The sequence below is a fragment of the Dyella sp. genome (assembly GCF_035685805.1).
Classification (GTDB): Bacteria; Pseudomonadota; Gammaproteobacteria; order Xanthomonadales; family Rhodanobacteraceae; genus Dyella_A.
Window position 1 is genome coordinate 136,885 of record NZ_DASSAB010000030.1, and the last position, 25,740, is coordinate 162,624.

Consider the following 25,740-nt stretch of genomic DNA (forward strand, 5'->3'; position numbering starts at 1 on the left):
CCCTTCGACGCTGCGGACGCGGCTCATCAGCGCCCCTTGGTCAACTCGCTGATGGCGTGCTCGATCGCGGCGACGCTCTCGAACACGCTGCGCTTGAGCATCTGGTCGGGAAACTCGACGTCGAACTCCCCTTCCAGGGCCAGCATGACGTTGACGCTGGCGTGCGAGGTCATCCCAGCTTGGTAGAGATCGCTGTCGTCATCGAGCGTCTCCGCGTCGCGATTGAGGCGCGCGTGCTGCTTGAGCACGGCCCGGATCCTTGCTGCATTTTCGCTCATCGATGATCCCTTTCTGCAATGACTACGGCGGTGGCGTGGTCGCCTTCGTGGCTCATGGACAGCGCCAGGAAGTGCGCGCCACCGATGGCGCGTGCGGCACCATGCAACTGGATGTCGCAGGCCCCGTCGGCATGGCGCACCACCTCGATGTCGCGCCAGCCCACGCCATCCAGACGCAATGCCTTGCGCGTCGCCTCCTTCGCCGCGAAACGCGCCGCCAGCCTGGCGGTGGAGGACGGCGGCGCGCTCATCGCATAAGCCACCTCGTCCTGCGTGAACACGCGCGCCAGGAAACGGTCGCCGAACTGCTGCAGCGACTCGGCAATGGCGCTGATCCGGACGAGGTCGATACCAACGCGCGTGCGCGGCGATGGGCGCATGTTATGCGTTCTCTTCCAGCGTGCTCATCGCCCGCTGCCACGCGCTCGCCCACTGCTCGAAGATCGGCATGGATTCCAGCGGCCGCCCGGTATTGACCGCCCGTGCGGCTTTCAAGATGAAGGATTTGGCGCCTGCGGAGATCGTCTCGAACGCCTCCACCGCCGGCGCCAGTGCACCGGCGTCGTCAGCCAGACCGGCTCCGTGCGCCGCCTGCCAGCGCAGGTGCAGCGCCAGCAATTCGCACGCCGAACCCAGCTGGCGAAGGGTGGCGAATGCCCACATGTGGTAGTGCTCCAGTCCCCGCGCCTGCAGCGCAGGCAGGTCGGCCTGGAAACGTGCCGCGAAGCGCTCGATCGGATTGTCCCGCGGGCGGCGTGACAGATGGCGCTGCAGCAGGCCGCGCGCGATCGCCGCCAGCTCCTGCGGCGGGCGCCGCACCACGCGGTCGACGCGCACCAGTTCGGCAAAGAACGGCAGGAAATCCGGGGCGACGCCGGCGAGCTGGAAGGTGCGGTCGAAGTCCTCGCCCTCAAGCTCGTAGTACGACGCATTGTGGAAATAGCCCAGCCGGCGCGCCGGGGCATCGACATCGACCAGCACGATGGTGGACTTGACGTGGTTCTGCCGGTAATCGGTTCCGGCCACGTCGGGAAGCCACCAGGCGTCGGCCTCCACCGCGATCATCTTGCCGGCACCCAGGTGCTCCTGTGCATGCTCGAGCATCGGTCGCCACGCCGTCATCTCGTTGACTTCGATGCCATAGAGCTCGCGCAGCTCGTTCAGCGGCGGCTTGTAGAAGGTCCACTGGTCGCCCTCGAAGTCGAGCGCGGCAACCACCGGAATGATCGCGTACGGATCGCAGCCCAGCGCATGGATCAGCTCGATCCAGACGTCGAAGTAGCAGTTCTTCTCCACCCACACGCGGTCCTCGGCATGCAGCGCATGCCGTTGGTAGTTCAACGGATCGAGGTGAAGTGCCCGGACGCGCATGTCACGGCCACAACCGCTGGCGGACCGGCGCCGGCCAGGTTGCCGGATCGAAGCCATGGGTCTGGAACAACGCCATCGTTACGCGCTCCAGCCCAAAGCCGAGGCAGGCGGTGTGGGCGGTCTGCCCATCCGGCGTCTTGATGTCGAACGCCTCGCCGAACTTTTCCTGGTGATAGTTGAACGAACAGGTTGCGGTGGGGTTCTGCTCGGAGATCACCGGCACCAGCACTTCGAATTTCAGCGCCTGCTCGAGCTGGCTGGTGGCCAGCATTTTTCCGCCCTTGCCGAAGAAGGGATCGGCGGCGACGTCCGAATGTGCCGGCAGCCCGAGCGACTGCAGCACCTCCACGCCACGCTGCAGCCACATGTTGCGCCACGCCACCACCTGGTCGGGGGTGCCGCAACGCACGTACTCACGGACGCGGAACGCCTGCATCCGGGTCGGCTCGAGCGAGGGCTCGTGCCGGAACACCCAGGCAAACAGCGTTACCAGCCGTCCCTGGTCGGGAACGGTGCCGGCAAACGTCGGGTACACCGGATAGCAGGCCGCCGGGTTGAGGCAGACGTGGGTCATCGCCAGCTGCTCGCCCCAGGCCTCTCCGGCATGGATCTGCTCGCTGAGCTGGCGCGCCGCGAGTTCCTTGCCGAAGAAGCTGTAGACCGCCCCCACCAGGTGCGGAAAGCTGTCCATGTAGTGGGTCTTCTCGATGATCGACCGGTCGATCGTCGGAGGGAACAGCATCACCTGGGCGCCGTCTTCTTCGGCGATGCGAAGAATCAGCTTGTCGAAGCGGTCCAGCACGTCCTCGAACACCGGCCCGCGTCCGAAGATGCCGTCCACGCCTGCCGGGACGATCAGCCCATGCCGGACCAGTCCGTCATGGAATGCCACGGGATCGTAAGCGGTAGCGGTCATGTCATTCGTCCTTGAACACCAGCAGCATCGAGGCGTTCTTGGCCGCAATGCGCCCGTTCGACACCATCAGCGCGGCCGACAGGACGTCGCGGTAATGCCGGCCGACGCTGAAGGGCGAATCATTCTTGTAGCCCATGATGCCGATGATCTGCAGCGCCTCGTGGCAAAGCTTGGGCGCCATCTCGGAGCAGGCGATCTTGAGCTGGTTCAGGCGCAGCGCCCAGCCCATGGTGTTGAGGGCTTCGCGCGCGGCGGCGTCGTTCTCCGCCGTCATCTCGTCGAACTCGATCGCGCAGGATTCCCAGTTGTGCCGCATGGCCTGCAGTTCCACCTGGGCGCGCGCCAGCTGCACGGCATTGGGCGGCACGCTGCCGGGGTTCTTGCGTGCGCCGGCGCGCACGAAGGCGGCCGCCCGCCCCAGCGCGTCCGCTGCAATGCCCGACCACAGCGCCGCCCACAGGATGTGCGAGTACGGCACCATCGTCTGCGCCGACGCGTCGGCATACGATCCGGGGATGATCTGCTCGATCGAGCCGTGGCCGGAGAACTTCGCCCCCGGGCTGCAGGTGCCGCGCATGCCCAGCGTGTCCCACTCGCCGGACTGCGCCAGCGTGTAACTGTCCCGGTCGAACAGCACCAGCAGCTGGTCGCTGGCTGCAGCATCCGCCGTGCGGCGACAGGTCACCAGCTGCGCGTCGGCGTGCTGGCCGTAGGAAACGGTGGTGGCGTCCTTCTCCAGCGACATGCGATCGCCGTCGATCTGCACCGCGCAGATGCTCGAACGCGTATCGCCGAAGGTGCCGTTTTCCGAGGTGATGGAAGCCACCAGCGCCTGGCGCTCCACCAGGCTTTCGCGCATGTAGCGCTCGAAGAACGGTGAGCCCTGCGCGTGGCGGGCCATGCAGGCGACCTGGATATGGTGCATCGCCAGCACCATGCCCGACGAGCTGCAGCCTTGGGCCAGCGCCGCGCATTGCGCACCCAGCTCCAGCATGCCTGCCCCGGCGCCGCCGTACGCTTCCGGCACCGCCGCGGACAGCAGCCCGGCCTGGCGCAGTGCGTCGATGGTTTCGTGCGGGAAACGGCTGCGCTTGTCCACGTCGCCGGCGTGGACCGCCGCGACCTCGCTTGCGATGGCCGCCGTCCGGGACAGCAACGCACTTTTCTTGATGGCAGAACGAGTGGTCATGGCTGCGTGTCTCGCAAAGACAACGGCGACGTTTCGAGCGCGGTGGCGGCTTTCCCCTGTGCCCGCGGCAGGACGCCGGGACAGCTCCAGAAGCTTGTTGGATTTCAGCCGGCAATGCAATCGGCGGACGCCGCGACCGCGTCCCGGCCGCGACCGAACCACTGGCTCCCCTGGCCCGGAGGCCCGGAGGCCCGGATCTACAGCCGGCACGGCTGGCCTTGAGCGGGCCGGAAAGCTCTCGGCACCGAGGAGCGCCCACTTTGCCGGGCCCACTCAGTGCGGTCACCGACCGGAGCGGGCGCAGCCGCGCCTAGGACGCCATGCGCTGGAGCATCAGGCCAGCGTTCGCGCCAATCGGCGAGACCAGCCAGTGGTCCGCCAGCAGGAACGCGAACAGGGCCATCAGGTAGACGATGGAGTACTTGAACACGCGCATGGGGAAGTAGTCGTCCGGCGGATTGAGCAGGCGGATGGCGTAATACAGAAACGCCACGCCCAGCACGACGGCGCCGCCCAGGTAGACCAGGCCGCTGTAGCCGGTAATCGTCGGCAACAGCGTGACCAGCACCAGCAGCACCGTGTAGAACAGCACCTGCCAGCGGGTGTACACCACGCCGTGCGTCACCGGCAGCATCGGCACCTGCGCGCGCGCGTAGTCATCACGGCGGAAGATCGCCAGCGCCCAGAAATGCGGCGGCGTCCAGACGAAGATGATCAGGCACAGCTGCAGCGCGAACGCGTGCAGCTCCCCGGTGACAGCGGTCCAGCCGAGCACCGGCGGTATTGCGCCGGCGAGGCCGCCGATGACGATGTTCTGCGGCGTGGCGCGCTTGAGGTAGGCGGTGTAGACGAGCGCGTAACCGATCAGCCCACCGAGCGTGAGCACCGCCGTGAGCAGGTTGACCAGCAGCACCAGCACCAGCATCGAGGCGATGCCCAGCAGCACGGCGAATACCAGTACCTGCCGCGGGCGAAGCGAGCCGGTCGCCAGCGGACGGCGGGCCGTGCGCGCCATCAGCTTGTCGATGCGCTCGTCGATCAGGTGGTTGAACGCGGCCGCCGAGCCGGACGCCATCCAGATGCCCAGCGTACCGAACACCAGCGCACGCCACGGCGGGATGCCCGGCACGGCCAGGAACATGCCGATCACGGCACAGAACACCAGCAGGGCGACGACGCGGGGTTTGGTCAGCTGCAGGTATTCGCGGACGTGGGCATTCATCCGGCCGATTCTACCAGCGGCAGGCCGTCCGCCCGACGCCGCTGGGTGCGCGCCAGCGTCGCCAGCAGGGTGAACAAGAGCACCGCCGCGACCCCGTTGTGGGCGGTGGCCACCCACAGCGGCAGGCCGAAGTGCACGTTGCTGATGCCCAGCAGCACCTGCACCACCAGCGCCACGCCGATTGCGATGCCCAACCCACGCAGCCCGGCGCGCGCCGTCTTGTGCGAAAGCCAGCCGAGGTAGCAGAACACCACCAGCGCGCCGATGCGGTGGACGATCTGGATCGCGCTGCGCGCGGCCATGTCGAGCACGCCGCCCTCGTAGTTGACACCGATGCCGCGCCAGAGCACGAAGCCTTCCTTGAAATCGGTGGCAGGCATCCACTGGCCCAGGCATTTGGGGAAATCGGTGCCGCAGGCCAGCGCGGCATAGTTCGACGAGGTCCAGCCGCCCAGCGCGATCTGGCACGCCAGCAGCACGATGCCCGCGATCACCGCCTTGCGCAGCGCCCGATGGCGGTCATCGTCGGCGCCGACCCCGGCGTAGCGCAGCGCCGACCAGGCCAGCAGCGAGAACGTGGTGAGGCCGCCAAGCAGGTGACCCATCACCACGATCGGCTTCAGCAGCAAGGTCACCGTCCACATGCCGAGCATCGCCTGGAAGATGATCACCGCCAGCGCCAGCACGCTGGCGCGCCAGGCGCCCGGGCGTCGCAATGTCAGTGCCGCCGCCAGCGGCAGGCCGATGGCCAGCGCCGAGATCACCGAGGAGACGACGTAGGCCCCGCGCATGTACAGCGCCACGCCGACCGCTGCGAGCACAGCGCCGACCAGCACGGCCAGCGCATTCCAGCGCTGCCGCCAGGCCGCGATCAGCGCCATCGCGAACACCGCGAAGCCCAGGGTGCCGGCAAGGATGCGGTGCACCTGTTCGCGCCAGGCCTTGGCGTCCTCAAACGGACGCTCCGGATAGGCCGCGTCGGCCTTCGCCACTTCGTGCACGGCGGTGGGCCAGGTGGCCTTGCCGTAGCAGGTGGGCCAGTCCGGGCAGGACAGGCCGGCGTTGGACAGGCGCACGAAGGCGCCGAACATCACCAGGCCGAAGGCGAACACGGCGGCGAGCAGGGCCAGCCGGCGAAGCAACACGGTAGAGCGCGGCGTCATCAGCGGATCACCTTCTGCAGATCCTTGCGCAGGCCGGTGGTATCGAATCCGGCCGGGTACAGCGACAACGCGGTGCCGTTGGACTCCACCAGCAGCGCACTCACGGTATCCGGCGTCGAGGGCGCATAGGCGGCGAGCTTGCCGGAGGCGTCACGTCCGAGCAGGAACGACGCGTCGGGGTTGGCGCCGAGCGATACGCGGCCATCGGTCACCGGCTCTCCGGCCGGCGTCGCGCCGACCATCAGCAGTCGAAGCCGGTGCGCGTTGCGCGCCAGCGTCACGCGGGCCGCCGCCATCTTGGTCAGCGTGTCCACGCATTGGCTGGCGCACTGTGGGCCCACCAGCGCGACCAGGGTCATGCGCGGCTGGGTGTCGCGCCACGCGTAGGAGCTGCCGTCGAGCAGCGTGACAGTGACGGGTTCGGAGGCGAAATTGCGCTGCGGCAGGATCGGCTGGCCATTGCCCTTGCCCTGTGGCTGCCATCCGCTCACGGTCAGGATGCCCGCGGCGATGATCGGCGCGGCGAACACGGCGGCGATCAGCAGGAGCTTGAGGCGGCTGTTGCGCCGGGCCTTGTCGGCGGCAGATGGCGTCATGGCGTGTCACTCGTCTTGGGGCGCGCGCGCTGGCGGCGCTTGCGATGGAGAACCAGAAAGATCACCACTGCCGCGACGGCGAAGGTGAACCACTGGAAGGCATAGGCGCGGTGCCGCGACGGCGGCATGGCGGAGAAATCCAGCGTACGCTTGCGCACGAAGATCGCCGCCGGATCGGGATCGAGGGCCAGCACGCGCGGGTACAGCATGCGACCGAGGTCGGCGGCGACCTGCTCGGGGTCGAGGTAGATGGTCTTTTTCGGCCACGTCTGCTGTCGCGCCAACGCATCGCCGCCCATTTCCAGCGCCACGCCGGGCGGCGGCACGTACAGCCCCTGCAAGGTCACCGCGCCCGTCGGCAGCGCCGGCACCTGCGGGGCCGCAGCGGTGCCGTTGCCCGGAAGGAATCCCAGGTCCACGAGCAGCAGGCGGTCGCCTTCGGCCACGTGGAACGGCGCGTAGACTTCCACGCCTCCGAGCGCATCGTGGCGTGGGTTGTCCAGCAGGTACACCCGATTGGCCAGGTAACGACCCTGGATCTGCACATGCGGATAGGAGGTTTCCGGCGGCATCGCGGCGATTTCTGCGAAGTCCCGCAGCGGCGCGCTGACCGATGTGGCATAGCGACGCAGAAGTGCGTCCTTCTCGTCTGCGCGGTGCAGCTGCCACAGCCCCAAACGCACGAACAGCAAGGCACCGACCACCGTCAGCAGCACCGACCACCACGCCGGGCGACGCAGCGCGATCATCGGGCCGCCCCGCATGGGACGGCTATACTCGCCATGTCATCGTCGTTCGAGTCAATCACGTGGAAACCGTCTACAAATATGCGCTGGTGGTCATGCTGTTCGTGGTGTTGTTCAACCTCGGCCAGGCGCTGTACTTCATGATGACCGACAAGCAGGACAGCAAGCGCACCGTCTGGGCGCTGACCCGGCGCATCGGCTTGTCGGTGCTGCTCATCCTGATGGTGATGTTCGGGATCTGGATGGGCTGGCTGCATCCGCACGGCGTCACCGGCTGAGCTGGCCGTCCATTCTATCCGGGGCTCCGCCGGGCCATGGTCTCTGCGTCATTGCGCCCGTGGCTGACACCCCTTTCGATCACCGCGTGAGAGTCGCAAAAAAAGCCCGCCGAATGGCGGGCTTTTTTGCATCCTCCGGTCGCGCTGGTCAGAGGATGTAGACGAACATGAACAGCCCCAGCCAGACCACGTCGACGAAGTGCCAGTACCAGGCGACCGCCTCGAAGCCGAAGTGGTGGTCCTTGTTGAAATGGCCCTTGGCCACGCGGAACCAGATCACCGCCAGCATGATCGTGCCGAGGGTCACATGCATGCCGTGGAAGCCGGTGAGCATGAAGAAGGTCGATCCGTACACGCCCGAGTGCAGCGTCAGGTTGAGCTCCTTGTAAGCCTCCATGTACTCGTGCGCCTGGCAGTACAGGAACACCGCGCCGAGCAGCACCGTGAGGCCGAGGAACACCAGCACCTTGCCGCGATGGGCGGACTTCAGTGCGTGATGGGCGATCGTCACGGTCACGCTGGAGGTCAGCAGGATCAGCGTGTTCAGCAGCGGCAGGCCCCAGGCCGCCACCGTCTGGAAGTGACCGCCGATCGCCTGCGGGCCGTTGCCGCCGGCCGCGCCCCAGCCACCGGTGTAGGCCGGGTACAGGAACTGGTTGGTCAGCACGCCGTGCCCCTCGCCCGCCAGCCACGGCACCGCGAACATGCGGGCGTAGAACAGGGCGCCGAAGAAGGCGGCGAAGAACATCACCTCGGAGAAGATGAACCACAGCATGCCCATGCGGAACGAGCGGTCCACCTGGCTGTTGTAGCTGCCGGCAAGCGACTCGCGGATCACCGAGCGGAACCAGCCGAAGAACATGCCGAGCACGCCGACGATGCCGACCGTCAGCACCACCTTGCCGAAACCGGTGGCGTCGGGCTGGGCACTGAGCCAGTGGCTGGCGCCGAACACGGTGACGAACATCACCACGGCGGCGACGATCGGCCACGAGCTCTTGGTTGGTACGAAATAAGCGCCTTGCTGCTGACCCATCGTGACGATTCCCGTGGATATCTTTTTCTGACGTCGACCCCCGCCTTGGCGCACGGGGAACTGCTCTGTTGCGTGCCGGAGCCCGCCGGCGCTATCGCACCATCTGGTAAAGCGACAGGGCGAACACCACCAGCGCCACGCCGCCCATGATCAGCGCGGTGCGCCGGGCCGCGCGACGACGCGTTTCCATCATGGCCTGTGGCGATTGCTGCTGCATGTCCTGAACCCCGTCACGCCACCGCCTGCGCGGTGGCGTGCAACTCTATCAGTGGTCGGTATGGCCGTGGGCCAGTTCGTCGTCGTGGATGACCGGCGGCACTTCGAAGGTGTGGAACGGCGCCGGCGACGGCACGGTCCACTCCAGACCCTTGGCGCCTTCCCACACGCGATCGGTGGCCTTCTTCTTCGAGCCCCACACCGCGTGGATCAGCACGCCCACGAAGATCAGCTGCGAGGCACCGAACAGGAAGCCGCCGATCGAGCTGATCATGTTGAAGTTGGCGAACGCGACGTTGTAGTCGGGGATGCGGCGCGGCATGCCCGCCAGGCCCAGGAAGTGCTGCGGGAAGAACAGCACGTTGACCCAGATCACCGAGTTCCAGAAGTGCATCTTGCCCCAGAACTCCGAGTACATCCGGCCGGTCCACTTCGGCAGCCAGTAGTAGGTGGCGGCGATGATCGAGAACACCGCGCCGGTCACCAGCACGTAGTGGAAGTGCGCCACCACGAAGTAGGTGTCGTGGTACTGGAAGTCCGCCGGGGCCAGCGCCAGCATCAGGCCGGAGAAGCCGCCGATGGTGAACAGGATCACGAACGCGACGGCGAACAGCATCGGCGTCTCGAAGGTCATCGAGCCGCCCCACATGGTGGACACCCAGTTGAACACCTTCACGCCGGTAGGCACCGCGATCAGCATGGTGGCGTACATGAAGAAGATCTCGGCACCCAGCGGCAGGCCCACCGAGAACATGTGGTGCGCCCACACGATGAACGACAGGAAGGCGATCGAGGCAATCGCGAACACCATGGCGCGGTAGCCGAAGATCGGCTTGCGGGCGAAGGTCGGGATGATCTCCGAGATCACGCCGAACGCCGGCAGGATCATGATGTAGACCTCGGGGTGCCCGAAGAACCAGAAGATGTGCTGGAACAGCACCGGGTCACCGCCGCCGGCGGCGTTGAAGAAGCTGGTGCCGAAATACTTGTCGGTCAGCAGCATGGTCACCGCACCGGCCAGCACTGGCATGACGGCGATCAGCAGGAACGCGGTGATCAGCCAGCTCCACACGAACACCGGCATCTTCAGCAGGTCCATGCCCGGCGCGCGCATGTTGAGAATGGTGGCGATGATGTTGATCGAGCCCATGATCGAGCTGATGCCCATCAGATGCACCGCGAACACCATCGAGGCGACCGAGCCGCCCTGCAGTGCGAGCGGCGGGTACATCGTCCAGCCGCCGGCCGGGGCACCGCCCGCCGTGAACAGCGTGGAGAGCAGCAGCACGAAGGCAAACGGCATGATCCAGAACGACAGGTTGTTCATGCGCGGCAGCGCCATGTCGGGCGCGCCGATCATCAGCGGGATCATCCAGTTGCCGAGGCCGACGAATGCCGGCATCACCGCACCGAAGATCATCACCAGCGCATGCATGGTGGTCATCTGGTTGAAGAAGTACGGCTGCACCAGCTGCAGGCCCGGCTTGAACAGCTCGGCGCGGATCACCATCGCGAAGCTGCCGCCGATGAAGAACATCACCAGCGCGAACACCAGATACAGCGTGCCGATGTCCTTGTGGTTGGTGGACATGAACCAGCGCGTGAAGAAATTGCTGGGCGCGCCGTGGTGGTCGTCGTGATGGTCGTGGGTGGCTGCGTGGGCCATGGCCTTGCACCTCTGCCTAATGCGGAATTACGTGGGGCTGCGCGAGCAGCCCGCCGAGAAATCAGCCCTGGTTGCCCGGGGTGGGAGACGCGATCTGAGCGGTTGCCGGCGTGGCCGTCGCGGGGGCAGCGGCCGGTGCGGCCGGTGCCGCGGGCTTCGGTGCGCTGGCGGCCTGCTGCTGGGCAAGCCACTGCTCGAACTCGGCCTTGGGCAGTGCCTTGACCACGATCGGCATGAAGCCGTGATCCTGGCCGCACAGCTCCGCGCACTGGCCGCGATACACACCAGGCTCCTTGATGTTGGTCCAGGCGGCGTTGACGATGCCGGGGATGGCATCCATCTTCCAGCCCAGCGCCGGCACCCACCAGGAGTGGATCACGTCGCCGGCGGTGATCACGAAGCGGATCTTGGTGCCGACCGGCACCACCAGCGGCTTGTCCACGTCCAGCAGATAGGTGTTCTCGCCGTTGACCTGCACTGCCTTCGGATCCATGCCGGAATCGAGCTGGCGGGTCTCGTTGCTGGCGTCGTCCAGCTTGGACATGAAGCCGACCTTGTCGATCGCCTTGCCCTTGTAGTCGACGTAGTCATAGCGCCACTTCCACTGGTAGCCGGTGACCTTGACGGTCATCTGCGAGCCGGTGGTGTTGGCAAACGAGGTCAGGCCGCCAGTGGCGAGGTAGGCCAGCACGACCAGGATAATCACCGGGATCGTGGTCCAGACCACTTCGAGCATCGTGTTGTGCGACCACTTCTCGGCCACCGCGCCGCGCGATTTGCGGAAGCGGAACATGGCGATGAACATCGCGCCGAAGACCAGGATGCCGATAGCCACGCACACGCCGAGCGACACGTTGTTGAGGAAGTACGGCGTCGACGACCATTCGCTGGCGCCGCGCGTCATGTTGAGCTGCCATTCCTTCGGGTTGGCCATCGCTGCGCCACCGAACAGGGCGAGCGCGCCAGCCAGGCCAGCGATTGCCGTGCGCTTGAAACCGTGAGGCCTGATGCCGCCAGATGTCATGTCTTGCACCTTTGTTGAACCTACTTGCGCCACTGCCCGTCGAATTCGGCCAGCAGCACCATGAGTTTCCGTGACAACTCGGTGCGCTCCTCGTCGGCGAGAAACGCTCCGATCTCCAGCTCGCGACCATGCGAACTCAGCACCAGCCGATGCCGCCCCCGACCCGGCTTGAGCCGCACGCGCACCCAGTGCGACTGGAAGTGCATGCGCCGCTGCCCCGGCAGGGACCGCACCTCCAGCGACGTTTCGTCGAGGGTGATGCGTTCGCCGCGGTCGCCCGATCGCCACGCCACGCTCAGCGCGCAAGCCATCGCGACGGATTCGACCAAGGCGAACAACGGGGCGAAAACATTCCCCTGCCAGGCGCCCAGTGCGGCGGTCGTCAGCACCAGCGCCGCCAGCACCATGATCAATCGACGCAACCCGGTGCGGCTCAACGCGCGATTGGGACGGATCCACATCGCGCACGGCGCACCCTCAGCGGCTGGTCGAAGCACGATCACGGTGATCCTGCGTGCCTGGAACAGCGGAATGATAGGCCGCGCCAGCGCAACGGGCAACAATGACGCGGGTACATGACGCAGATCAGGCCGAAGGCGCGAGCTCGCCGCAGGCGCCTGCCGCATCCCGCCCGGCCGGTCGTTCGCGCGCTCGGGCCGACGCGTCGGCAAGCGAGGGCGAGCACGGCGATGCGACACTATGTCTCGCGCTGGCGCGCGCCCGCGCAGGCCGCGCGAAGCCGCACCGGGCAACAGCCGCGGCCCTTTCGCGAGCGTGCGCGGTGATGCGGTTGGGTGCGCCCCGGCCCACGCGTACAATGCGCCGCTTGCGCTGCCCTCCCTCCCCCCACGTTTCGCCACCCGACGGACCCGCCTGCCCCGTGACCGACGCCATCCTCAGTCCCGAACTGCCCCCGAACGTCGCGCCGGCCCGCGCACGCATCACTGCCGCCTGGCTGCGCGATGAAACCGAAGCGGTGCTCGACCTGCTCGACCAGGCCGGCCTGCCGCCGGAGGAACGCGAGCAGGTGATCGACCGTGCCGCGGCGCTGGTCACCCGCGTGCGGGCGCGTGCGAAGGACCAGAGCGTGGTTGAGTCCTTCATGCGCCAGTACGACTTGTCCAGCGAGGAAGGCGTGTTGTTGATGTGCGTGGCCGAGGCGCTGCTGCGCATCCCCGATACACGCACCGCCGACAAGCTGATCCGCGACAAGCTCGGCGACGCCAACTGGCGCAAGCACCTGGGTCGCAGCGAATCGCTGCTGGTCAATGCCTCCACCTGGGGACTGCTGCTGACCGGCCAGCTGGTCAACCTGGCCGACAGCACCCGCAATGATTTCACCGGTGCCCTGCGCCGGCTGGTGTCGCGCATCGGCGAGCCGACCATTCGCGTGGCGGTGCGCCAGGCGATGCGCATCATGGGCCACCAGTTCGTGATGGGTCAGAACATCGACGAAGCGCTCGACCGCTGCATGAAGAAGGAAAACGCTGCGTATCGCTACTCGTTCGACATGCTCGGCGAGTCGGCACTGACGGCCGCCGATGCGGAGCGCTACCAGCAGGCCTATCGCGACGCGATCGCCGCGCTGGGCAAGCGCGGTCCGTTCGCCAGCCATACCGAGGCGCCGTCGATCTCGGTGAAACTCTCGGCGCTGTTTCCGCGCTACGAGGTGGCACAGCGGGCGCGCGCGCGCGCAGCGCTGACCGACAAGCTGCTGGAGCTGGCGCAGCTGTCGATGAAGGCCGGCATCGCGCTGTCGGTGGACGCCGAGGAGGCCGATCGCCTCGAGCTGTCGCTGGACATCCTCGGCGACGTGTTCGCCCATCCGTCGCTGGAAGGCTGGAACGGGCTGGGCATCGTGGTGCAGGCGTACGCCAAGCGCACCCCGTTCGTGATCGACTGGGTGGTGGAGACGGCGCTGCATTCGGGCCGCCGCTGGTACGTGCGACTGGTCAAGGGCGCCTACTGGGACGCAGAGGTGAAGAAGGCGCAGGAGCAGGGGCTGTCCGGCTATCCGGTATACACGCGCAAGCCGAACACCGACGTCTCCTACCTGGCCTGCGCGCGGCGCCTGTTCGCGGCAGGCAGCCACCTGGTCTACCCGCAGTTCGCCACCCACAACGCACACACCATCGCCGCCGTGCATCACCTGGCGCAGGGGCGTCCGTTCGAGTTCCAGCGCCTGCATGGCATGGGTGCGGATCTGTACGCCGAGGTGATCGGCTCTAAGAGCTTCGGCGTGCCCTGCCGCGTCTACGCGCCGGTCGGCACCCACGAAGACCTGCTGCCCTACCTGGTGCGACGGCTGCTGGAGAACGGCGCCAACACCAGCTTCGTCAATCGCGTGGTGGACGACACCGTCCCGGCCCGCGACCTCGTGGCCGATCCGTGCGAGACGGTGCGGGCGTTCGACTCGATCCCGCATCCGCGCATCCCGCTGCCGGCCAATCTCTACGGTGAACTTCGGAAGAATTCCATGGGCGTCAACTTTGCCAACGACAACGAACTGACCGCGCTGGCCGAGGCGGTCAACGCACAAACCGGCCCGTGGACCGCCGGCCCGCTGGTGCCCGGCGCAGCCAGCAAGGGCGCGCTGGTGGAAGTGACCGATCCGAGCGATCGCCGGCGCCAGATCGGCACCTACCTCACCGCCGACGACGATACCGTCGCGCGCGCGCTGGCCAACGCGCATGCCGCGCAGGATCGCTGGAACAACATGCCGGTAGCCAACCGCGCGGCGATGCTGGAGTACGCCGCCGAGCAGCTGGAGGCGCGCCGCGCCGAGTTCATCGCGCTGTGCGTGCGCGAAGCCGGCAAGAGCCTCCCCGATGCGATCGCCGAGATCCGCGAGGCCGCGGACTTCCTGCGCTACTACGCCACCATGGCGCGCCGCCTGTTCGCAGAACCGGAGCAACTGCCCGGCCCCACCGGCGAGAGCAACCGGCTGTACCTGGAAGGCCGCGGCGTGTTCGTGGGCATCAGCCCGTGGAACTTCCCGCTGGCGATCTTCGTCGGTCAGGTGGCCGCGGCACTGGCCGCCGGCAATCCGGTGATCGCCAAGCCGGCCGAGCAGACCAGCCTGATCGGCTACCTCGCCACCCGCCTGCTGCACGAGGCGGGCGTGCCGGAAGACGTGCTGCAGTTCGTTCCCGGCGACGGTGCCACGGTGGGCGCCGCACTGACCCGCGACCCGCGCGTGGCCGGCGTGGTGTTCACCGGCTCCACCGACACCGCCTGGGCGATCAACCGGGCACTGGCTGCACGCAATGCGCAGATCGCCGTACTGATTGCCGAGACCGGCGGCCAGAACGCGATGATCGCCGACTCCTCGGCGTTGCCCGAGCAGATCGTCAAGGACGTGATCGCCTCGGCGTTCCAGTCCGCCGGCCAGCGCTGCTCGGCCGCGCGGGTGCTGTACGTGCAGGACGACATCGCCGACAAGGTGATCACCATGCTCGCCGGCGCCATGAATGAGCTGAAGGTGGGCGATCCCGGCCTGCTTTCCACCGACGTGGGCCCGGTGATCGACGAGGACGCCAAGGCGATCCTGGTCGAGCACGCCGCGCGCATGGACAAGGAGGCCAGGAAGATCGGCGAAGTGCCGATGGACCCCGCGCTCACCGGCCACGGCACGTTCTTCGCGCCGCGCGCCTACGAGATCCCCGGTCTCGCCACGCTGACCCGGGAGATCTTCGGTCCGGTGCTGCACGTGATCCGCTGGAAGGCGAGCGAGCTGGACAAGGTGATCGAGGCGATCAACGGTACCGGCTACGGCCTCACGCTGGGCATCCACAGCCGCATCGATGCCACCGTCGACTACATCAGCCGGCATGCGCGCGTGGGCAACTGCTACGTCAACCGCAACCAGATCGGCGCCGTGGTCGGCGTGCAGCCGTTCGGCGGCGAGGGCCTCTCCGGCACCGGCCCGAAGGCCGGTGGCCCGCACTACCTGCTGCGCTTCGCCGGCGAACGGACGCTTACCATCAACACCACCGCCGCCGGCGGCAACGCCTCGCTGCTGACCATCGGCGACTGAGCACGGCACGCGGGCGGCGCCACCGCCGCCCGCGTGCGCTTGTGCCACCATCGGCGTCCGCGCGTGCCCGCGCCCTGCCGACGGAGTGCCCATGGACCCCACCCGTGATCTCGCCGACCTGCTCGCCGGCCAGCGTGAGGCGCATGCGCGCGACCCGCTGCCCGCCTGGCACGTCCGCAGCGCCCGATTGCGCGCGCTGGAGTCGCTGATCCGCCAGCACCGCGGCGATATCGCTGAGGCGATCCACGCCGACTTCGGCTGCCGGCCGCAGCAGGAAACCGACCTGCTCGAAGTGTTTCCCAGCCTGTCGGCGATCCGCCACGCGCTGGCGCACGGACGAGCCTGGATGAAGCCGCGCCGGCGCATGGCCGATCTGATGTTCCTGCCGGCGCGCACCGAGCTGCGGCCGCAGCCGCTGGGCGTGGTCGGCATCATCGTGCCGTGGAACTACCCGCTGTTCCTGGCCGTGGGCCCGCTGGTGGATGCGCTGGCCGGCGGCAACCGCGCCATGGTCAAGATGAGCGAATACACGCCGGCGTTTTCGGCCCTGTTCGCGCGGCTGGTGGGGCAGTACTTTCCGCGCGAGGAGGTATCGGTGGTGACCGGCGACGCGGAGGTGGCCCAGGCGTTCTCGGCACTGCCGTTCGACCACCTGCTGTTCACCGGCTCCACCGCGGTCGGGCGCCACGTGATGCGCGCGGCGTCGGCCAACCTGACACCGGTGACGCTGGAGCTGGGCGGAAAGTCGCCCGCCATCATCGGCCCCGGCGCGAACTTCGCCCGCGCCGTCGAGCGCATCGTCTACGGCAAGCTGGTCAACGCGGGGCAGACCTGCATCGCCCCCGACTACGTGCTGCTGCCACGCAACCGCATGGGCGACTTCACCACCGCCGCCCGGGCCGCAGTGGCGCGCTTCTACCCCGACATCGCACGCAACAGCCAGTACGCGAGCATCGTCTCCGACCGCCAGTTCAAGCGCCTGACCGAGCTGCGCGACGAGGCGATCGCCGCCGGCGCACGGGCCGAAGCGCTGGGCAGCGGCAGCGATCCGGCGCAACCGCGGCGGCTGCTGCCGACCCTGCTCACCGGGGTCACCGACGCCATGGCGGTCATGCAGGAGGAAATCTTCGGGCCGCTGCTGCCGGTGGTCACCTACGACACCCTGGACGATGCCATCGCCTATGTCGCGGCGCGCCCGCATCCGCTGGCGCTGTATCTGTTCGAGCAGGAAGCCGGCGCGGTCGACAAGGTGCTCTCGCGCACCCGTGCCGGCGGAGTGACGATCAACGACACCCTGTACCACATCGCCCAGCATCACCTGCCTTTCGGTGGCGTCGGACCGTCGGGCAGCGGCGGTTATCACGGTGAAGCGGGATTCCGCACGTTCTCGCACATCAAGCCGGTGTTCCGTCAGGCCCGACTCAACGGGGCCGCGCTGCTCAACCCGCCTTACGGCACGCGCTTCGCCCGCATGATGGCGCTGCTGCTGCGTCGCGGCTGACGAGCGCCGCGCGCGGCACAAAAAAGCCTCCCCGCACAGGGCGGGGAGGCTTTCGACACATCGTCGCGGCGCATCCGCGCCGCGGCAGTCAGGGCGTCAGAACTTGTACACCGCCGACAGGCTGAGCAGGTTGCCGTAATCCTCGAAGTTGCCTTCGATCACGTCACCGGTGGAACTGGTCGCGTTGATATGCGCCTGGTTGACGAAGATGTGCGCATACGAGGCGTTGATCTCGAAGTGCTCGCTCGCCTTGTAGCCGACGCCCACGGTGGCCAGCTTGCGGGTGGAGTCCGGCACGCGGACGTCGCGCACGGCGTTGTAGCTCGGCGTGGTGTCCACGGCGATACCGGCGCGCAGGGTGACCCGATCATTGAGGTAGTAGTCACCGCCGATCGAGGCATAGACCGTGTTGCGCCAGTTGAATGCTTCGACGCTGTCCGGCTGCGTGTTGCCGTACTTCACGCGCAGCTCCTTGAACACGTCCCACTTGGTGTAGGCAAAGTCGATGCCCAGCCCGAACTTCTCCGCCTGGTGCCAGTAGCTGGCGCTGATCACGGCCGGCGTGGTGAAGTCGGCGGTGCCGGTGGTGTCGGAGAACGGCGGCAGGCTCCCGGCCAGCTGCGGATTACTCAGCAGCAGGTCGTAGCCCGGCGTGGTGGTGAACTTGCCGGTGCCTTCGAGGCGGTGGCTGATCTTGGAGCGGTAGTTCAGCGCGAACTTGTCGTTCGGAGTGAGCTTCCAGAAGCCGCCCACCTGGTAGCCGTAGCCCCAGTCGTCGCCCTTGATGCGGGCAAAGCCGTCCACGCCCTGCGGGGTCAACGCAGCCACGCCGGCGGCGGCCGCCTGGCCCTGCTGCACGGCTGCCTGGATCATCGCCGCGCCCTGCGCCGGCGGGATCTGCCCGGCGGCGATGGCAGCCTGGATCTGCGCCACGCCGGCCGCGACCTGCTGCTGGATGCCCTGCTGCACCTGCAGGCCCACCGCGTTGAAGTTGACCGCGCTGGTCAACTCCGCCGAGGTGCGCTGCGCGATCGCGCTGACGCCCAGGGCGAAGGTGTCGGTCACGTCATAGGACGCCGACAGTGTGGCGTCGAGCGACTGGAACTTCGACTTGACGCCGTGATAGCGGCCCACCCAGTCGCGGTCGTATTCGGTCTGGAAGCCGAACGGCACCGAGAAGCCGGCACCGATGTGCAGCTTGTCCGACACCTTGGTGGCAAAGAACAGCGCCGGTACCGGCAGCGTGGTGCCGCCGTCGCCGCCGTTGCCGCCGCTGATCGGGCGACCCAGCACGTCGTGAGCGCTGCCGCTGAACTTGGCGCTGAAATTGATGGCGGTGACGTCGGCCTGGAAGTAGGTGCCGTCGAGCTCGCTCATCGCGGCGGGGTTGTTCGCCACCACCGAGACGTCGCCACCGGCCGTAGCCGAACCGGCATAGGCGCGGCCGAGGCCCTTGGCGCTGTTTTCCTTGAGCTGGAACGCGCTCGCGTGGGCGGCGTTCGGCGCCACCAGGGCGCCGGCTATGGCCAGGCTCAGCGCGGCGAACGCGAGCGGCCGGGCGGCTGCCTTGAAGGGACGGATAGACATCTGCATCGGTGGCTCCTGCTGGTCGTGGGTGCGGCTCGGGACGAGTGGCGGGAACAACGCCGCGCTCTTATTTCATACGCGCGTTTGATGCCCCCGTGCGGCACTGTGCCGATTGCGCCCGGAGCATTGCAAGTGCGATTGCAGCAAAAACTTAACCATTCACCCCGACCGCTGCCGGGCGCAGGCACAGCAAGGGATGGCCGCGGCCGGACACGCTGATAAGCTCTGCCGGGTCGCCCCGCGCGGCATCCCCTTTTTTGCACGACGGTTGCCGCCATGCACTGCTACGTCTACGCCAGCCTGCGCAAGGCCGACAGCTACCTGTGGCTGGCCGAACGCGACGCCTTCGACCGCCTGCCGGCCGAGCTCACCGAGCTGCTCGGCACGCTGCGTTTCGCCCTCGAGCTGGACCTGGACCCCTCGCGCCACCTGCCGCACGAGGACGCCGCCCAGGTGCTGGCGCATCTGCGCAGCCAGGGATGGCACCTGCAGTTGCCGCCGCCAGAGCGACTCGCCGCCGCCAACCACCTCGACTACGGACGCGCACCCGAGGACGGGCAGTCGCGCTGAACCCCGCGTGCTGCGCCGTGACCGGTTAACACACGATTACCGTCTGCCTCATTGCCGATTTCTATACTGCCGCCCATGACCCCTCCCAAGCCGCGTCGCCGCCCTCCTCCTCTCCTGCAAGCGCTGGCCTGGTTCGTTCCCGGATGGGTGGCAGTGGCGATCGCGGCAGCCAGCACCCACCCGCTGGTGCTGATTCCCCTGCTGGCGGCCAATGCGTTGACGATGGCGGCGGTGTGCCACGCGATCGGCTTCGATCCCGAGCCGCGTTTCGGTCGCACCGTGCTGCGCAGGGGTGCGGCCCATCTGGTGATGTTCAGCACCTACGTGGCGGTGGTGTTCGTGCTGATCGCCTGGCCGATGCTGCGCCTGAGCCAGGCACCGAGCCTGAGCGCGGCATTGCTGCTGGCCGCGGCGCTGGTAATCGCGCTGAGCCTGCTGTGGCGGCTGTGGCCGGCGTTCGGGCTGGTGTTCGTGTGGGACGACGCGTATCCGACGCAGAGTGACGGCTCGTGGATCTTCACCGCCACCGCGCGGAGCATTGCCTTCGGCCGCCACCTGTCACGCGAGGAGCGCTTTTTCAGTCATTTCCTTCCGGCGGCGCTGGCGCTGCTGGTGCTGGCGTTTCTCGCGCTCGCGCTGACCGGACTCTATGGCGTGCTGCCGTCGGAAATGCGCACCGCCGCCCTGCTCGTCTACGGCGTGCTGCTGTTGCCACTGGGCTGCCTGGTGATTGCCAACCGCACCCTGCGTGCACTGCTGTGCGAACGCCACCGGCCGCGCATGGGCAACCCGGCGGAGCCGGCCATCACGCGTACGCCGCCGCCCCTGACCGAAGCCGAACGCACCGCCGGCACGCCGGAGCAGGCCGCTGCTCTGCTGGCGGCGATCCGCGAGGCGGACGTGGAGCGGGCGCTGGCGCTGGTGGAGGCTGGCGCCGATCCGAACACCGCGCCGCCGGGCGACGATCGCGACCAGCGCCCGGCCCTGCTGCTGGCCGCGCTGTTGCCGGACACCCGCCTGCTGCGCGCGCTGATCGCCCGCGGCGCCGACGTCAACCGCGCCAGCGGCGGCCTCACCGCGTTGCTCGCCGCCACCCGCGACAGCCTTTCGGGGCGCGCCGAGGCGGTGATGACGTTGATCTCCAACGGCGCCAACCCGCTGGTTGCCGATGCCGAGGGCAATACCCCGCTGCACGGCGCGGTGCTCAGCGAAGAGCCGATCGTGGCGGCCATGCTGCTGGATGCCGGCGCGCCGCTGAACGCGCTCAACCACGCCGGCCTGACCCCGCTGGCGGTGGCGTGCCGGGCGGCCAACTGGCCGCTGGCGAAGTTCCTGCTCGAACGTGGCGCGAAGACCCAGCTGGCCGACGCCGAGCCGGCGCTGGTCGCGGCGGCGAGCCTGGCCGACGACGACCCGCAAGGCATTCGCCTGCTGCTCAAGCACCGCGCCGCCATCAACGCACTGGACAAGCGCGGCCGCAGCGCGCTGATGACCGCCGCCGCCGAAGGCCACGAGGAAATCGCCCGCGCACTGCGTTCCGCCGGCGCCGACGTCAACCTGGCCGACCGCAACGGCAGCACCGCGCTGATGGAAGCGGCCCGCGCCGGCGCGGTGGAGATCGTGCAACTGCTCGCCCAGGCCGAACCCGATCCGCACGCGCGCGACCAGCACGGGCGCGACGCCCTGACCCTCGCCTGCCAGTCGCCGCACGCGCACGCGGACACGGTGCGGGCCTTGCTCGGCCTCGGCGCTGATCCGGCAGCCCCTGGCGGAGACGGCCGCAACGCGCTCGATCACGCGGCCGCGGCCGGACGCTGGGACCTGGTCGCCCTGCTTGATCCGGACACGCCGCTGCCAGCCAACCTGAGCATGGAGACGCTGGCCGAGGGCGAGGACACGCCCGGCCACCTGCTTGACGCATTGCGCTTTGGCCACTGGGCCGTGGTGTCTACCTTTGTCCAGCGCGTGCGCGAGTGGCCGCAGGCCGACCTGGCGCGGCTGTACATCGAACTGTCTGCGCCCGGGCTGGGTGCAGCACGGCGCTGGGTGCTCGAGCACGGGCTGCCGGTGGAAGCACGACTTGCGCCGGCAGACGAGGACCAGACGCAAGGGCCACGCCTGTTCGACGCGCTGCTGGAGCGCCTGCCCGACGCCACCGAAGCGCTCGAGGACCTGATGCAGGCTGGCGCCTCGCCGGCCGGTGCGGGGCTGCTGGCCAAGGCACTGCTGCATCTGGACGACCAGGTGCAGAGCGCCGCACTGCCGCTCGCCCTGCTCGAGCGCGGCGCCGATCCGTTCGGCACCGATGCGCGGCAGCGCACGCCGCTGCACCTGGCCGCCGCGCAGGGACGCATTGCCCTGCTGCAGGCGCTGTTGCAACGCGGCTGCAATCCGAACGTGCGCGACGGTGCCGGCCGCACGCCGCTGTTCGCGGCACTGGAAAGTGGCCCCGGGGCGCTTGATGCGGTACGCGCACTGGTCGCGCACGGCGCCGATCCCGAGGCAAGCGATGCCCACGGCGAGACGCCGCTGGGCCTGGCGATGGAACACCCGGAACTGAAGCACTGGCTGGACTGGGGCCACTGGCCGCGGGCCGGTCGGGCGCTGCGCGGCGAAGACCTGCCCGCCGCGGCCGCCGCCGGCGCCACGCTCGCGGTACAGCGCCTGCTCGAACTGGGATTCGCGGTGGACACGCGCGACGGCCAGGGCGCCAGCGCACTGCTGCACGCCTGCGGCGCCGGCCACCGCGAGGTGGCGCGGCATCTGCTGGACGCCGGGGCGGACGTGACGCTGACCGCGCAGAGCGGCATGACCGCCCTGGCCGCCGCGGTCGCGGCACGGCGCGAGGCGCTGGTGGCTCTGCTGATCGAGCGCGGTGCCGAGATCGACCAGCGGCTGCCGGGTGAGACCACCGCGCTGATGGTGGCCGCCGCGATGGGCTTCCCGGACATCGTCGAGCAGTTGCTGGCCGCCGGCGCCGACGTGAACACCACCGACGCCCGCGGCCGCAGCGCGCTGCACGCGGCCGCCCAGTTCGGTTTCGAGAGCAACGACAGCCTGCGCGCGCGGCGGCTGTTCGACGCCCTGCTCAAGCGCCAGGCGGTGATCAACCACGCCGACCGCGAAGGCAAGACTCCGCTGCTGCTGCTGCTCGGTGCGCAGTTGCGCCCGGGCAGCCAGTGCGATGCCACCCACATCGGCGCGCTGGTACCGGTGCTGCTGGATGCCGGTGCCCGGCTTGAACATGCCGACCAGCGTGGCGTGACCGCGCTGCATGCGTGTGCCATGCATGCGCTGCTGCCGCCGGCCCGGGTGCTGCTGGCGCGCGGGGCCGACCGCAATGCGGTCGACGGCTTCGGACGCACAGCCGCCGACGTGGCACGGCATCTGGGCTATGTCGACATCGCGCACGAGCTGGCCGCCCGCGGCGGCGCCGGCGGCAACATCCCGAGCGTGCGCCAGACCCTGCGCCAGCCGTCCCAACCGGCCGAGTAAACGGCGCGGCCGCGGGCACGGCCGCGTCGATCGGAGCACAGGATCGAGCCGCGCGGGCGCCGGCGGACCGGCCTGCCGCGTCCGCTCAGTCGGGGTCGGGCACGCTCACGGGAGCGGCGGTCAGACGTTCGCGTTCGGCTTCCGGCTGCATGTCGGCATCGAGCAGTTTCTGCAGGTCGCTCAGGGCCTCGATCGAGGTCTGCACCAGCCGTGTCTCGTCGTCGTACACCAGGTACTGGGTGCGCAGCAGTTTCTCGTCGTGGCGGCGGAAACGCTCCACCCGGTCCACCGCCTGCTCGTGCGCCATGCCCAGCGCCTCGAGTGTCTTGCGCGTCATCTTCAGGCTGGAGTGAAAGGTCTCGCGTACCGGCTCGTCCACGCCCAGGTCCATCAGCCGGAACGCGTGCTGACGGTTGCGCGCCCGGGCCACCAGCTTGAGGTGCGGAAACTGCCGCCGCACCAGCCGCGCGATGCGCAGGTTGGCCTGCGGGTCGTCGGTGGCCAGCACGAACACCTCGGCCTTGTCCGCCTGCGCCGCGCGCAGCAGGTCCGGGCGCGCCGGATCGCCGAAGAACAGCGACGTATTGGAGAAGCGGCGCAGCGTGTCCATCTGCTCCACCGACGACTCCAGCGCAACGAACGGGATGTTCTGCGCGCGCAGCATGCGGCCCACGATCTGCCCGACCCGGCCGAAGCCGGCGATGATCACGCGCGGCGGCGCGTCCGGGGTGATGGTGTCGTACTCCCGCTCGGGGCTCTTCGCCTGCACGTCGAGCAGCTTCGCCGCCAGCACCACCAGCACGGGCGTAAGCGCCATCGACAAGGTGATCGCCAGCACCAGCACGCCGTGCACGGTGGCGTTCACCAACTGCTGCTCGCCGGCCTGTTTCAGCACCACGAACGCAAATTCGCCGCCGCACGCCAGCAGCACCGCCAGGCGCAGCGCATCGTTGCCGTCGAGCCCGCCGAGCGTGCGCCCCAGCGGCCACAGCAGCGCGCCCTTCAGCAGCAGCAGGCCGAGCACCAGGCCGAGCACCAGCCACGGCTGGTGCAGCAGCAGGGTCAGGTCCATCGACATGCCCACGCTGATGAAGAACAGCCCGAGCAACAGTCCCTTGAACGGTTCCAGATGCGATTCCAGCTCGTGCCGGTATTCCGAGTCGGCCAGCAGCACGCCGGCCAGGAACGCGCCGAGCGTGGAGGACACGCCGACCCGCTCCATCAGCCAGGCGGTACCCATCACCACCAGCAACGCGGTAGCGGTGGAGACCTCCACTGCATTGGCCTTGGCGACGAAGCGGAACACCGGCCGCAGCAGGTAGCGTCCGCCCACCATCACCACCACGATCGCCCCGACCGTGCGCGCGATCCCCATCAGGTCCACGCCGTGGCGGCTGGAGGAAGTGGCAAGCAGCGGCACCATCGCGATCAGCGGAATCGCCGCCAGATCCTGGAACAGCAGGATCGAGAACGCCTGACGGCCATACGCCGTGCCGGCCTCCTTGCGCTCGGCCAGGATCTGCAGGCCGAAGGCGGTCGAGGAAAGCGCCAGGCTGCCGCCGACGATGGTGGCGGCCTTGCCGGTGAGACCGAACAGCACGTAGGCCACGCCGCCGATCGCCAGCGCGCTGGTCAGCACCTGCAGTGCACCGGTACCAAACACCGAGCGGCGCATCACCCACAAACGCTGCGGCGACAGCTCCAGCCCGATCACAAACAGCATCAGCACCACGCCGAACTCGGAGATCGCAGCGACACCCACCGTGTCGCTCACCAGCCCCAGCAGCTGCGGGCCGATCACCACGCCGGCGCCCAGGTAGCCCAGCACCGAGCCCAGCCGGAAGCGCTTGGTCAACGGCACGGCGATCACCGTCGCCAGCAGGAACACCAGCGCGGTCTGCAGGAAATGGTGGCTGTCCACGCGCGGCGCTCTCTGGATGATCGGCGCGATTATGTCACGCAGACCCGGCGCCGCCGTGACCGTGTCCGGTGCCGCGGCGCGGGCAACTGTGGAATCATCGCCGGATGAAACCAGCCAGCCTGCCCGTTCCGTTTGCCGCCCTTACGCTGACCCTGCTGCTGCCCGCATGCGCCTCGCGTGCGGCGGTGCCGGTATACGGCTACCGCGTGGTGCACAGCTATCCGCACGACACGGCCGCCTATACCGAGGGCCTGTTCTATCGCGACGGCTACCTGTACGAGAGCACCGGCAACGTGGGCGAGTCCTCGATCCGCAAGGTCGAGCTCGCCACCGGCCGGGTCCTGCAGCAGCACGACCTGCCGCCGCCGGACTACGGCGAGGGCATCGTGGCGTGGCGCAACACGCTGATCGAGCTGACCTGGCAGTCGCACAAGGGCTACACCTACGACCTGGACAGCTTCCGTCGCACCGGCAGCTTCAGCTATCCGGGCGAGGGCTGGGCGCTGACCGCGAACGATCGCCACCTGCTGATGAGCGACGGCACTCCGATCATTCGTGTGCTCGATCCGCAGACCCTGAGCCAGGTTTCCACCCTTCTGGTGACCGCCGAGGGCAGCCCGGTGAAGAACCTCAACGAGCTCGAATGGGTCAACGGCGAGCTGTATGCCAACGTCTGGCTGACCCAGCGCATTGCGCGGATCGATCCGGCCAGCGGCGACGTGGTCGGCTGGATCGATCTCGCCGGCCTCGGTCCCGCATCCGGCGAAACCGCCGACCCCACCAACGACGTGCTCAACGGCATCGCGTGGGATGGCGAAGGCAAGCGCCTGTTCGTCACCGGCAAGCGCTGGCCGAAGATCTACGAGATCGAGCTCGTTCCACCGAAGTGATCGCGCCCGCTCGCAGGCCGGGCGCCTGCCGGTGGCTCG

General features: G+C 68.4%; 22 protein-coding genes. 6 read left to right on the top strand and 16 right to left on the bottom strand.

Annotated elements, in window-relative coordinates:
* Nucleotides 1-26: 26 nt before the first annotated feature.
* The 9 genes from VFG40_RS06895 to VFG40_RS06935 form a co-directional block, all read right to left on the bottom strand.
* The gene (locus VFG40_RS06895) at nt 27-278 is read right to left on the bottom strand and encodes an acyl carrier protein (protein WP_324896279.1); all 252 of its coding nucleotides are present in this window, start codon (nt 276-278) and stop codon (nt 27-29) included.
* Entirely contained in the window at nt 275-658 is a 384-nt protein-coding gene (locus tag VFG40_RS06900) for a holo-ACP synthase (RefSeq protein ID WP_324896281.1), read from the bottom strand. The genes VFG40_RS06895 and VFG40_RS06900 overlap by 4 nt, the downstream gene beginning before the upstream one ends.
* Nucleotide 659: 1 nt before the next feature.
* Nucleotides 660-1,649 carry a DUF1839 family protein gene (locus tag VFG40_RS06905; protein ID WP_324896283.1) on the bottom strand — a complete coding sequence of 330 codons (990 nt, stop codon included), beginning with the start codon at nt 1,647-1,649 and terminating at the stop codon, nt 660-662.
* A gap of 1 nt (nt 1,650) precedes the next feature.
* Nucleotides 1,651-2,565: an amino acid--[acyl-carrier-protein] ligase gene (locus VFG40_RS06910; protein ID WP_324896285.1), complete on the bottom strand. Its 915-nt coding sequence runs from the start codon at nt 2,563-2,565 to the stop codon at nt 1,651-1,653.
* A 1-nt stretch (nt 2,566) separates the two neighbouring features.
* Nucleotides 2,567-3,754 (bottom strand): acyl-CoA dehydrogenase family protein, encoded by a 1,188-nt coding sequence (locus VFG40_RS06915; RefSeq protein ID WP_324896287.1) that lies wholly within the window; start codon nt 3,752-3,754, stop codon nt 2,567-2,569.
* Nucleotides 3,755-4,064: 310 nt separating this feature from the next.
* A complete protein-coding gene (locus VFG40_RS06920; protein ID WP_324896289.1) occupies nt 4,065-4,976 on the bottom strand; it encodes a heme o synthase in 912 nt (303 codons plus the stop codon).
* The gene (locus VFG40_RS06925) at nt 4,973-6,139 is read right to left on the bottom strand and encodes a COX15/CtaA family protein (protein WP_324896291.1); all 1,167 of its coding nucleotides are present in this window, start codon (nt 6,137-6,139) and stop codon (nt 4,973-4,975) included. The genes VFG40_RS06920 and VFG40_RS06925 overlap by 4 nt, the downstream gene beginning before the upstream one ends.
* Complete coding sequence (locus VFG40_RS06930; RefSeq protein ID WP_324896293.1) at nt 6,139-6,735, bottom strand: hypothetical protein; 597 nt, start codon at nt 6,733-6,735, stop codon at nt 6,139-6,141. Before VFG40_RS06930 ends, VFG40_RS06925 begins: the two co-directional genes overlap by 1 nt.
* Entirely contained in the window at nt 6,732-7,484 is a 753-nt protein-coding gene (locus VFG40_RS06935) for an SURF1 family protein (RefSeq protein ID WP_324896295.1), read from the bottom strand. The genes VFG40_RS06930 and VFG40_RS06935 overlap by 4 nt, the downstream gene beginning before the upstream one ends.
* Before the next feature lie 59 nt (nt 7,485-7,543).
* Between VFG40_RS06935 and VFG40_RS06940 the strand changes: the two genes are divergently transcribed.
* Nucleotides 7,544-7,759: a twin transmembrane helix small protein gene (locus VFG40_RS06940; RefSeq protein ID WP_324896297.1), complete on the top strand. Its 216-nt coding sequence runs from the start codon at nt 7,544-7,546 to the stop codon at nt 7,757-7,759.
* Between the two features lie 148 nt (nt 7,760-7,907).
* On the opposite strand, the gene VFG40_RS06945 is transcribed toward VFG40_RS06940, so the two are convergent.
* From VFG40_RS06945 to VFG40_RS06965, 5 genes are all read right to left on the bottom strand, one after another.
* Nucleotides 7,908-8,795: a cytochrome c oxidase subunit 3 gene (locus VFG40_RS06945; protein WP_324896299.1), complete on the bottom strand. Its 888-nt coding sequence runs from the start codon at nt 8,793-8,795 to the stop codon at nt 7,908-7,910.
* A 91-nt stretch (nt 8,796-8,886) separates the two neighbouring features.
* Nucleotides 8,887-9,012, bottom strand: coding sequence for a hypothetical protein (locus VFG40_RS06950; protein ID WP_324896301.1), 126 nt, complete (start codon nt 9,010-9,012; stop codon nt 8,887-8,889).
* 48 nt (nt 9,013-9,060) lie between these two features.
* On the bottom strand, nt 9,061-10,677 hold the full coding sequence (gene ctaD, locus VFG40_RS06955) for a cytochrome c oxidase subunit I (RefSeq protein ID WP_414649262.1): 1,617 nt from the start codon (nt 10,675-10,677) through the stop codon (nt 9,061-9,063).
* A 61-nt stretch (nt 10,678-10,738) separates the two neighbouring features.
* Nucleotides 10,739-11,701, bottom strand: a complete 963-nt coding sequence (gene coxB, locus VFG40_RS06960; protein ID WP_324896302.1) for a cytochrome c oxidase subunit II — start codon at nt 11,699-11,701, stop codon at nt 10,739-10,741.
* A 20-nt stretch (nt 11,702-11,721) separates the two neighbouring features.
* Nucleotides 11,722-12,162, bottom strand: coding sequence for a DUF2244 domain-containing protein (locus VFG40_RS06965; RefSeq protein WP_324896399.1), 441 nt, complete (start codon nt 12,160-12,162; stop codon nt 11,722-11,724).
* Nucleotides 12,163-12,581: 419 nt separating this feature from the next.
* Between VFG40_RS06965 and putA the strand changes: the two genes are divergently transcribed.
* Nucleotides 12,582-15,737, top strand: a complete 3,156-nt coding sequence (putA, locus tag VFG40_RS06970; RefSeq protein ID WP_324896304.1) for a bifunctional proline dehydrogenase/L-glutamate gamma-semialdehyde dehydrogenase PutA — start codon at nt 12,582-12,584, stop codon at nt 15,735-15,737.
* Between the two features lie 91 nt (nt 15,738-15,828).
* Nucleotides 15,829-17,238, top strand: a complete 1,410-nt coding sequence (locus VFG40_RS06975; RefSeq protein WP_324896306.1) for a coniferyl aldehyde dehydrogenase — start codon at nt 15,829-15,831, stop codon at nt 17,236-17,238.
* Nucleotides 17,239-17,334: 96 nt separating this feature from the next.
* On the opposite strand, the gene VFG40_RS06980 is transcribed toward VFG40_RS06975, so the two are convergent.
* Entirely contained in the window at nt 17,335-18,831 is a 1,497-nt protein-coding gene (locus VFG40_RS06980; RefSeq protein WP_324896308.1) for an OmpP1/FadL family transporter, read from the bottom strand.
* 270 nt (nt 18,832-19,101) lie between these two features.
* Between VFG40_RS06980 and VFG40_RS06985 the strand changes: the two genes are divergently transcribed.
* Both VFG40_RS06985 and VFG40_RS06990 read left to right on the top strand, forming a co-directional pair.
* A complete protein-coding gene (locus tag VFG40_RS06985; protein WP_324896310.1) occupies nt 19,102-19,395 on the top strand; it encodes a YcgL domain-containing protein in 294 nt (97 codons plus the stop codon).
* 75 nt (nt 19,396-19,470) lie between these two features.
* Nucleotides 19,471-22,890 carry an ankyrin repeat domain-containing protein gene (locus tag VFG40_RS06990; protein WP_324896312.1) on the top strand — a complete coding sequence of 1,140 codons (3,420 nt, stop codon included), beginning with the start codon at nt 19,471-19,473 and terminating at the stop codon, nt 22,888-22,890.
* Between the two features lie 85 nt (nt 22,891-22,975).
* On the opposite strand, the gene VFG40_RS06995 is transcribed toward VFG40_RS06990, so the two are convergent.
* Nucleotides 22,976-24,811: a monovalent cation:proton antiporter-2 (CPA2) family protein gene (locus VFG40_RS06995; RefSeq protein ID WP_324896315.1), complete on the bottom strand. Its 1,836-nt coding sequence runs from the start codon at nt 24,809-24,811 to the stop codon at nt 22,976-22,978.
* Nucleotides 24,812-24,915: 104 nt separating this feature from the next.
* Here VFG40_RS06995 and VFG40_RS07000 point away from each other — a divergent pair, with 104 nt between their 5' ends.
* Nucleotides 24,916-25,701 (top strand): glutaminyl-peptide cyclotransferase, encoded by a 786-nt coding sequence (locus VFG40_RS07000; RefSeq protein ID WP_324896317.1) that lies wholly within the window; start codon nt 24,916-24,918, stop codon nt 25,699-25,701.
* Nucleotides 25,702-25,740 lie beyond the last annotated feature (39 nt).

Coding starts and splice junctions, on each gene's coding strand:
- VFG40_RS06975 (WP_324896306.1), top strand. CDS start 15,829: ATGGACCCCACCCGTGATCTCGCCGACCTGCTCGCCGGCCAGCGTGAG.
- VFG40_RS06915 (WP_324896287.1), bottom strand. CDS start 3,754: ATGACCACTCGTTCTGCCATCAAGAAAAGTGCGTTGCTGTCCCGGACG.
- coxB (WP_324896302.1), bottom strand. CDS start 11,701: ATGACATCTGGCGGCATCAGGCCTCACGGTTTCAAGCGCACGGCAATC.
- VFG40_RS06980 (WP_324896308.1), bottom strand. CDS start 18,831: ATGCAGATGTCTATCCGTCCCTTCAAGGCAGCCGCCCGGCCGCTCGCG.
- VFG40_RS06965 (WP_324896399.1), bottom strand. CDS start 12,162: ATGTGGATCCGTCCCAATCGCGCGTTGAGCCGCACCGGGTTGCGTCGA.
- VFG40_RS06920 (WP_324896289.1), bottom strand. CDS start 4,976: ATGAATGCCCACGTCCGCGAATACCTGCAGCTGACCAAACCCCGCGTC.
- VFG40_RS06950 (WP_324896301.1), bottom strand. CDS start 9,012: ATGCAGCAGCAATCGCCACAGGCCATGATGGAAACGCGTCGTCGCGCG.
- VFG40_RS07000 (WP_324896317.1), top strand. CDS start 24,916: ATGAAACCAGCCAGCCTGCCCGTTCCGTTTGCCGCCCTTACGCTGACC.
- VFG40_RS06910 (WP_324896285.1), bottom strand. CDS start 2,565: ATGACCGCTACCGCTTACGATCCCGTGGCATTCCATGACGGACTGGTC.
- VFG40_RS06905 (WP_324896283.1), bottom strand. CDS start 1,649: ATGCGCGTCCGGGCACTTCACCTCGATCCGTTGAACTACCAACGGCAT.
- VFG40_RS06895 (WP_324896279.1), bottom strand. CDS start 278: ATGAGCGAAAATGCAGCAAGGATCCGGGCCGTGCTCAAGCAGCACGCG.
- VFG40_RS06945 (WP_324896299.1), bottom strand. CDS start 8,795: ATGGGTCAGCAGCAAGGCGCTTATTTCGTACCAACCAAGAGCTCGTGG.
- VFG40_RS06990 (WP_324896312.1), top strand. CDS start 19,471: ATGACCCCTCCCAAGCCGCGTCGCCGCCCTCCTCCTCTCCTGCAAGCG.
- VFG40_RS06985 (WP_324896310.1), top strand. CDS start 19,102: ATGCACTGCTACGTCTACGCCAGCCTGCGCAAGGCCGACAGCTACCTG.
- VFG40_RS06900 (WP_324896281.1), bottom strand. CDS start 658: ATGCGCCCATCGCCGCGCACGCGCGTTGGTATCGACCTCGTCCGGATC.
- ctaD (WP_414649262.1), bottom strand. CDS start 10,677: ATGGCCCACGCAGCCACCCACGACCATCACGACGACCACCACGGCGCG.
- VFG40_RS06930 (WP_324896293.1), bottom strand. CDS start 6,735: ATGACGCCATCTGCCGCCGACAAGGCCCGGCGCAACAGCCGCCTCAAG.
- VFG40_RS06925 (WP_324896291.1), bottom strand. CDS start 6,139: ATGACGCCGCGCTCTACCGTGTTGCTTCGCCGGCTGGCCCTGCTCGCC.
- VFG40_RS06935 (WP_324896295.1), bottom strand. CDS start 7,484: ATGATCGCGCTGCGTCGCCCGGCGTGGTGGTCGGTGCTGCTGACGGTG.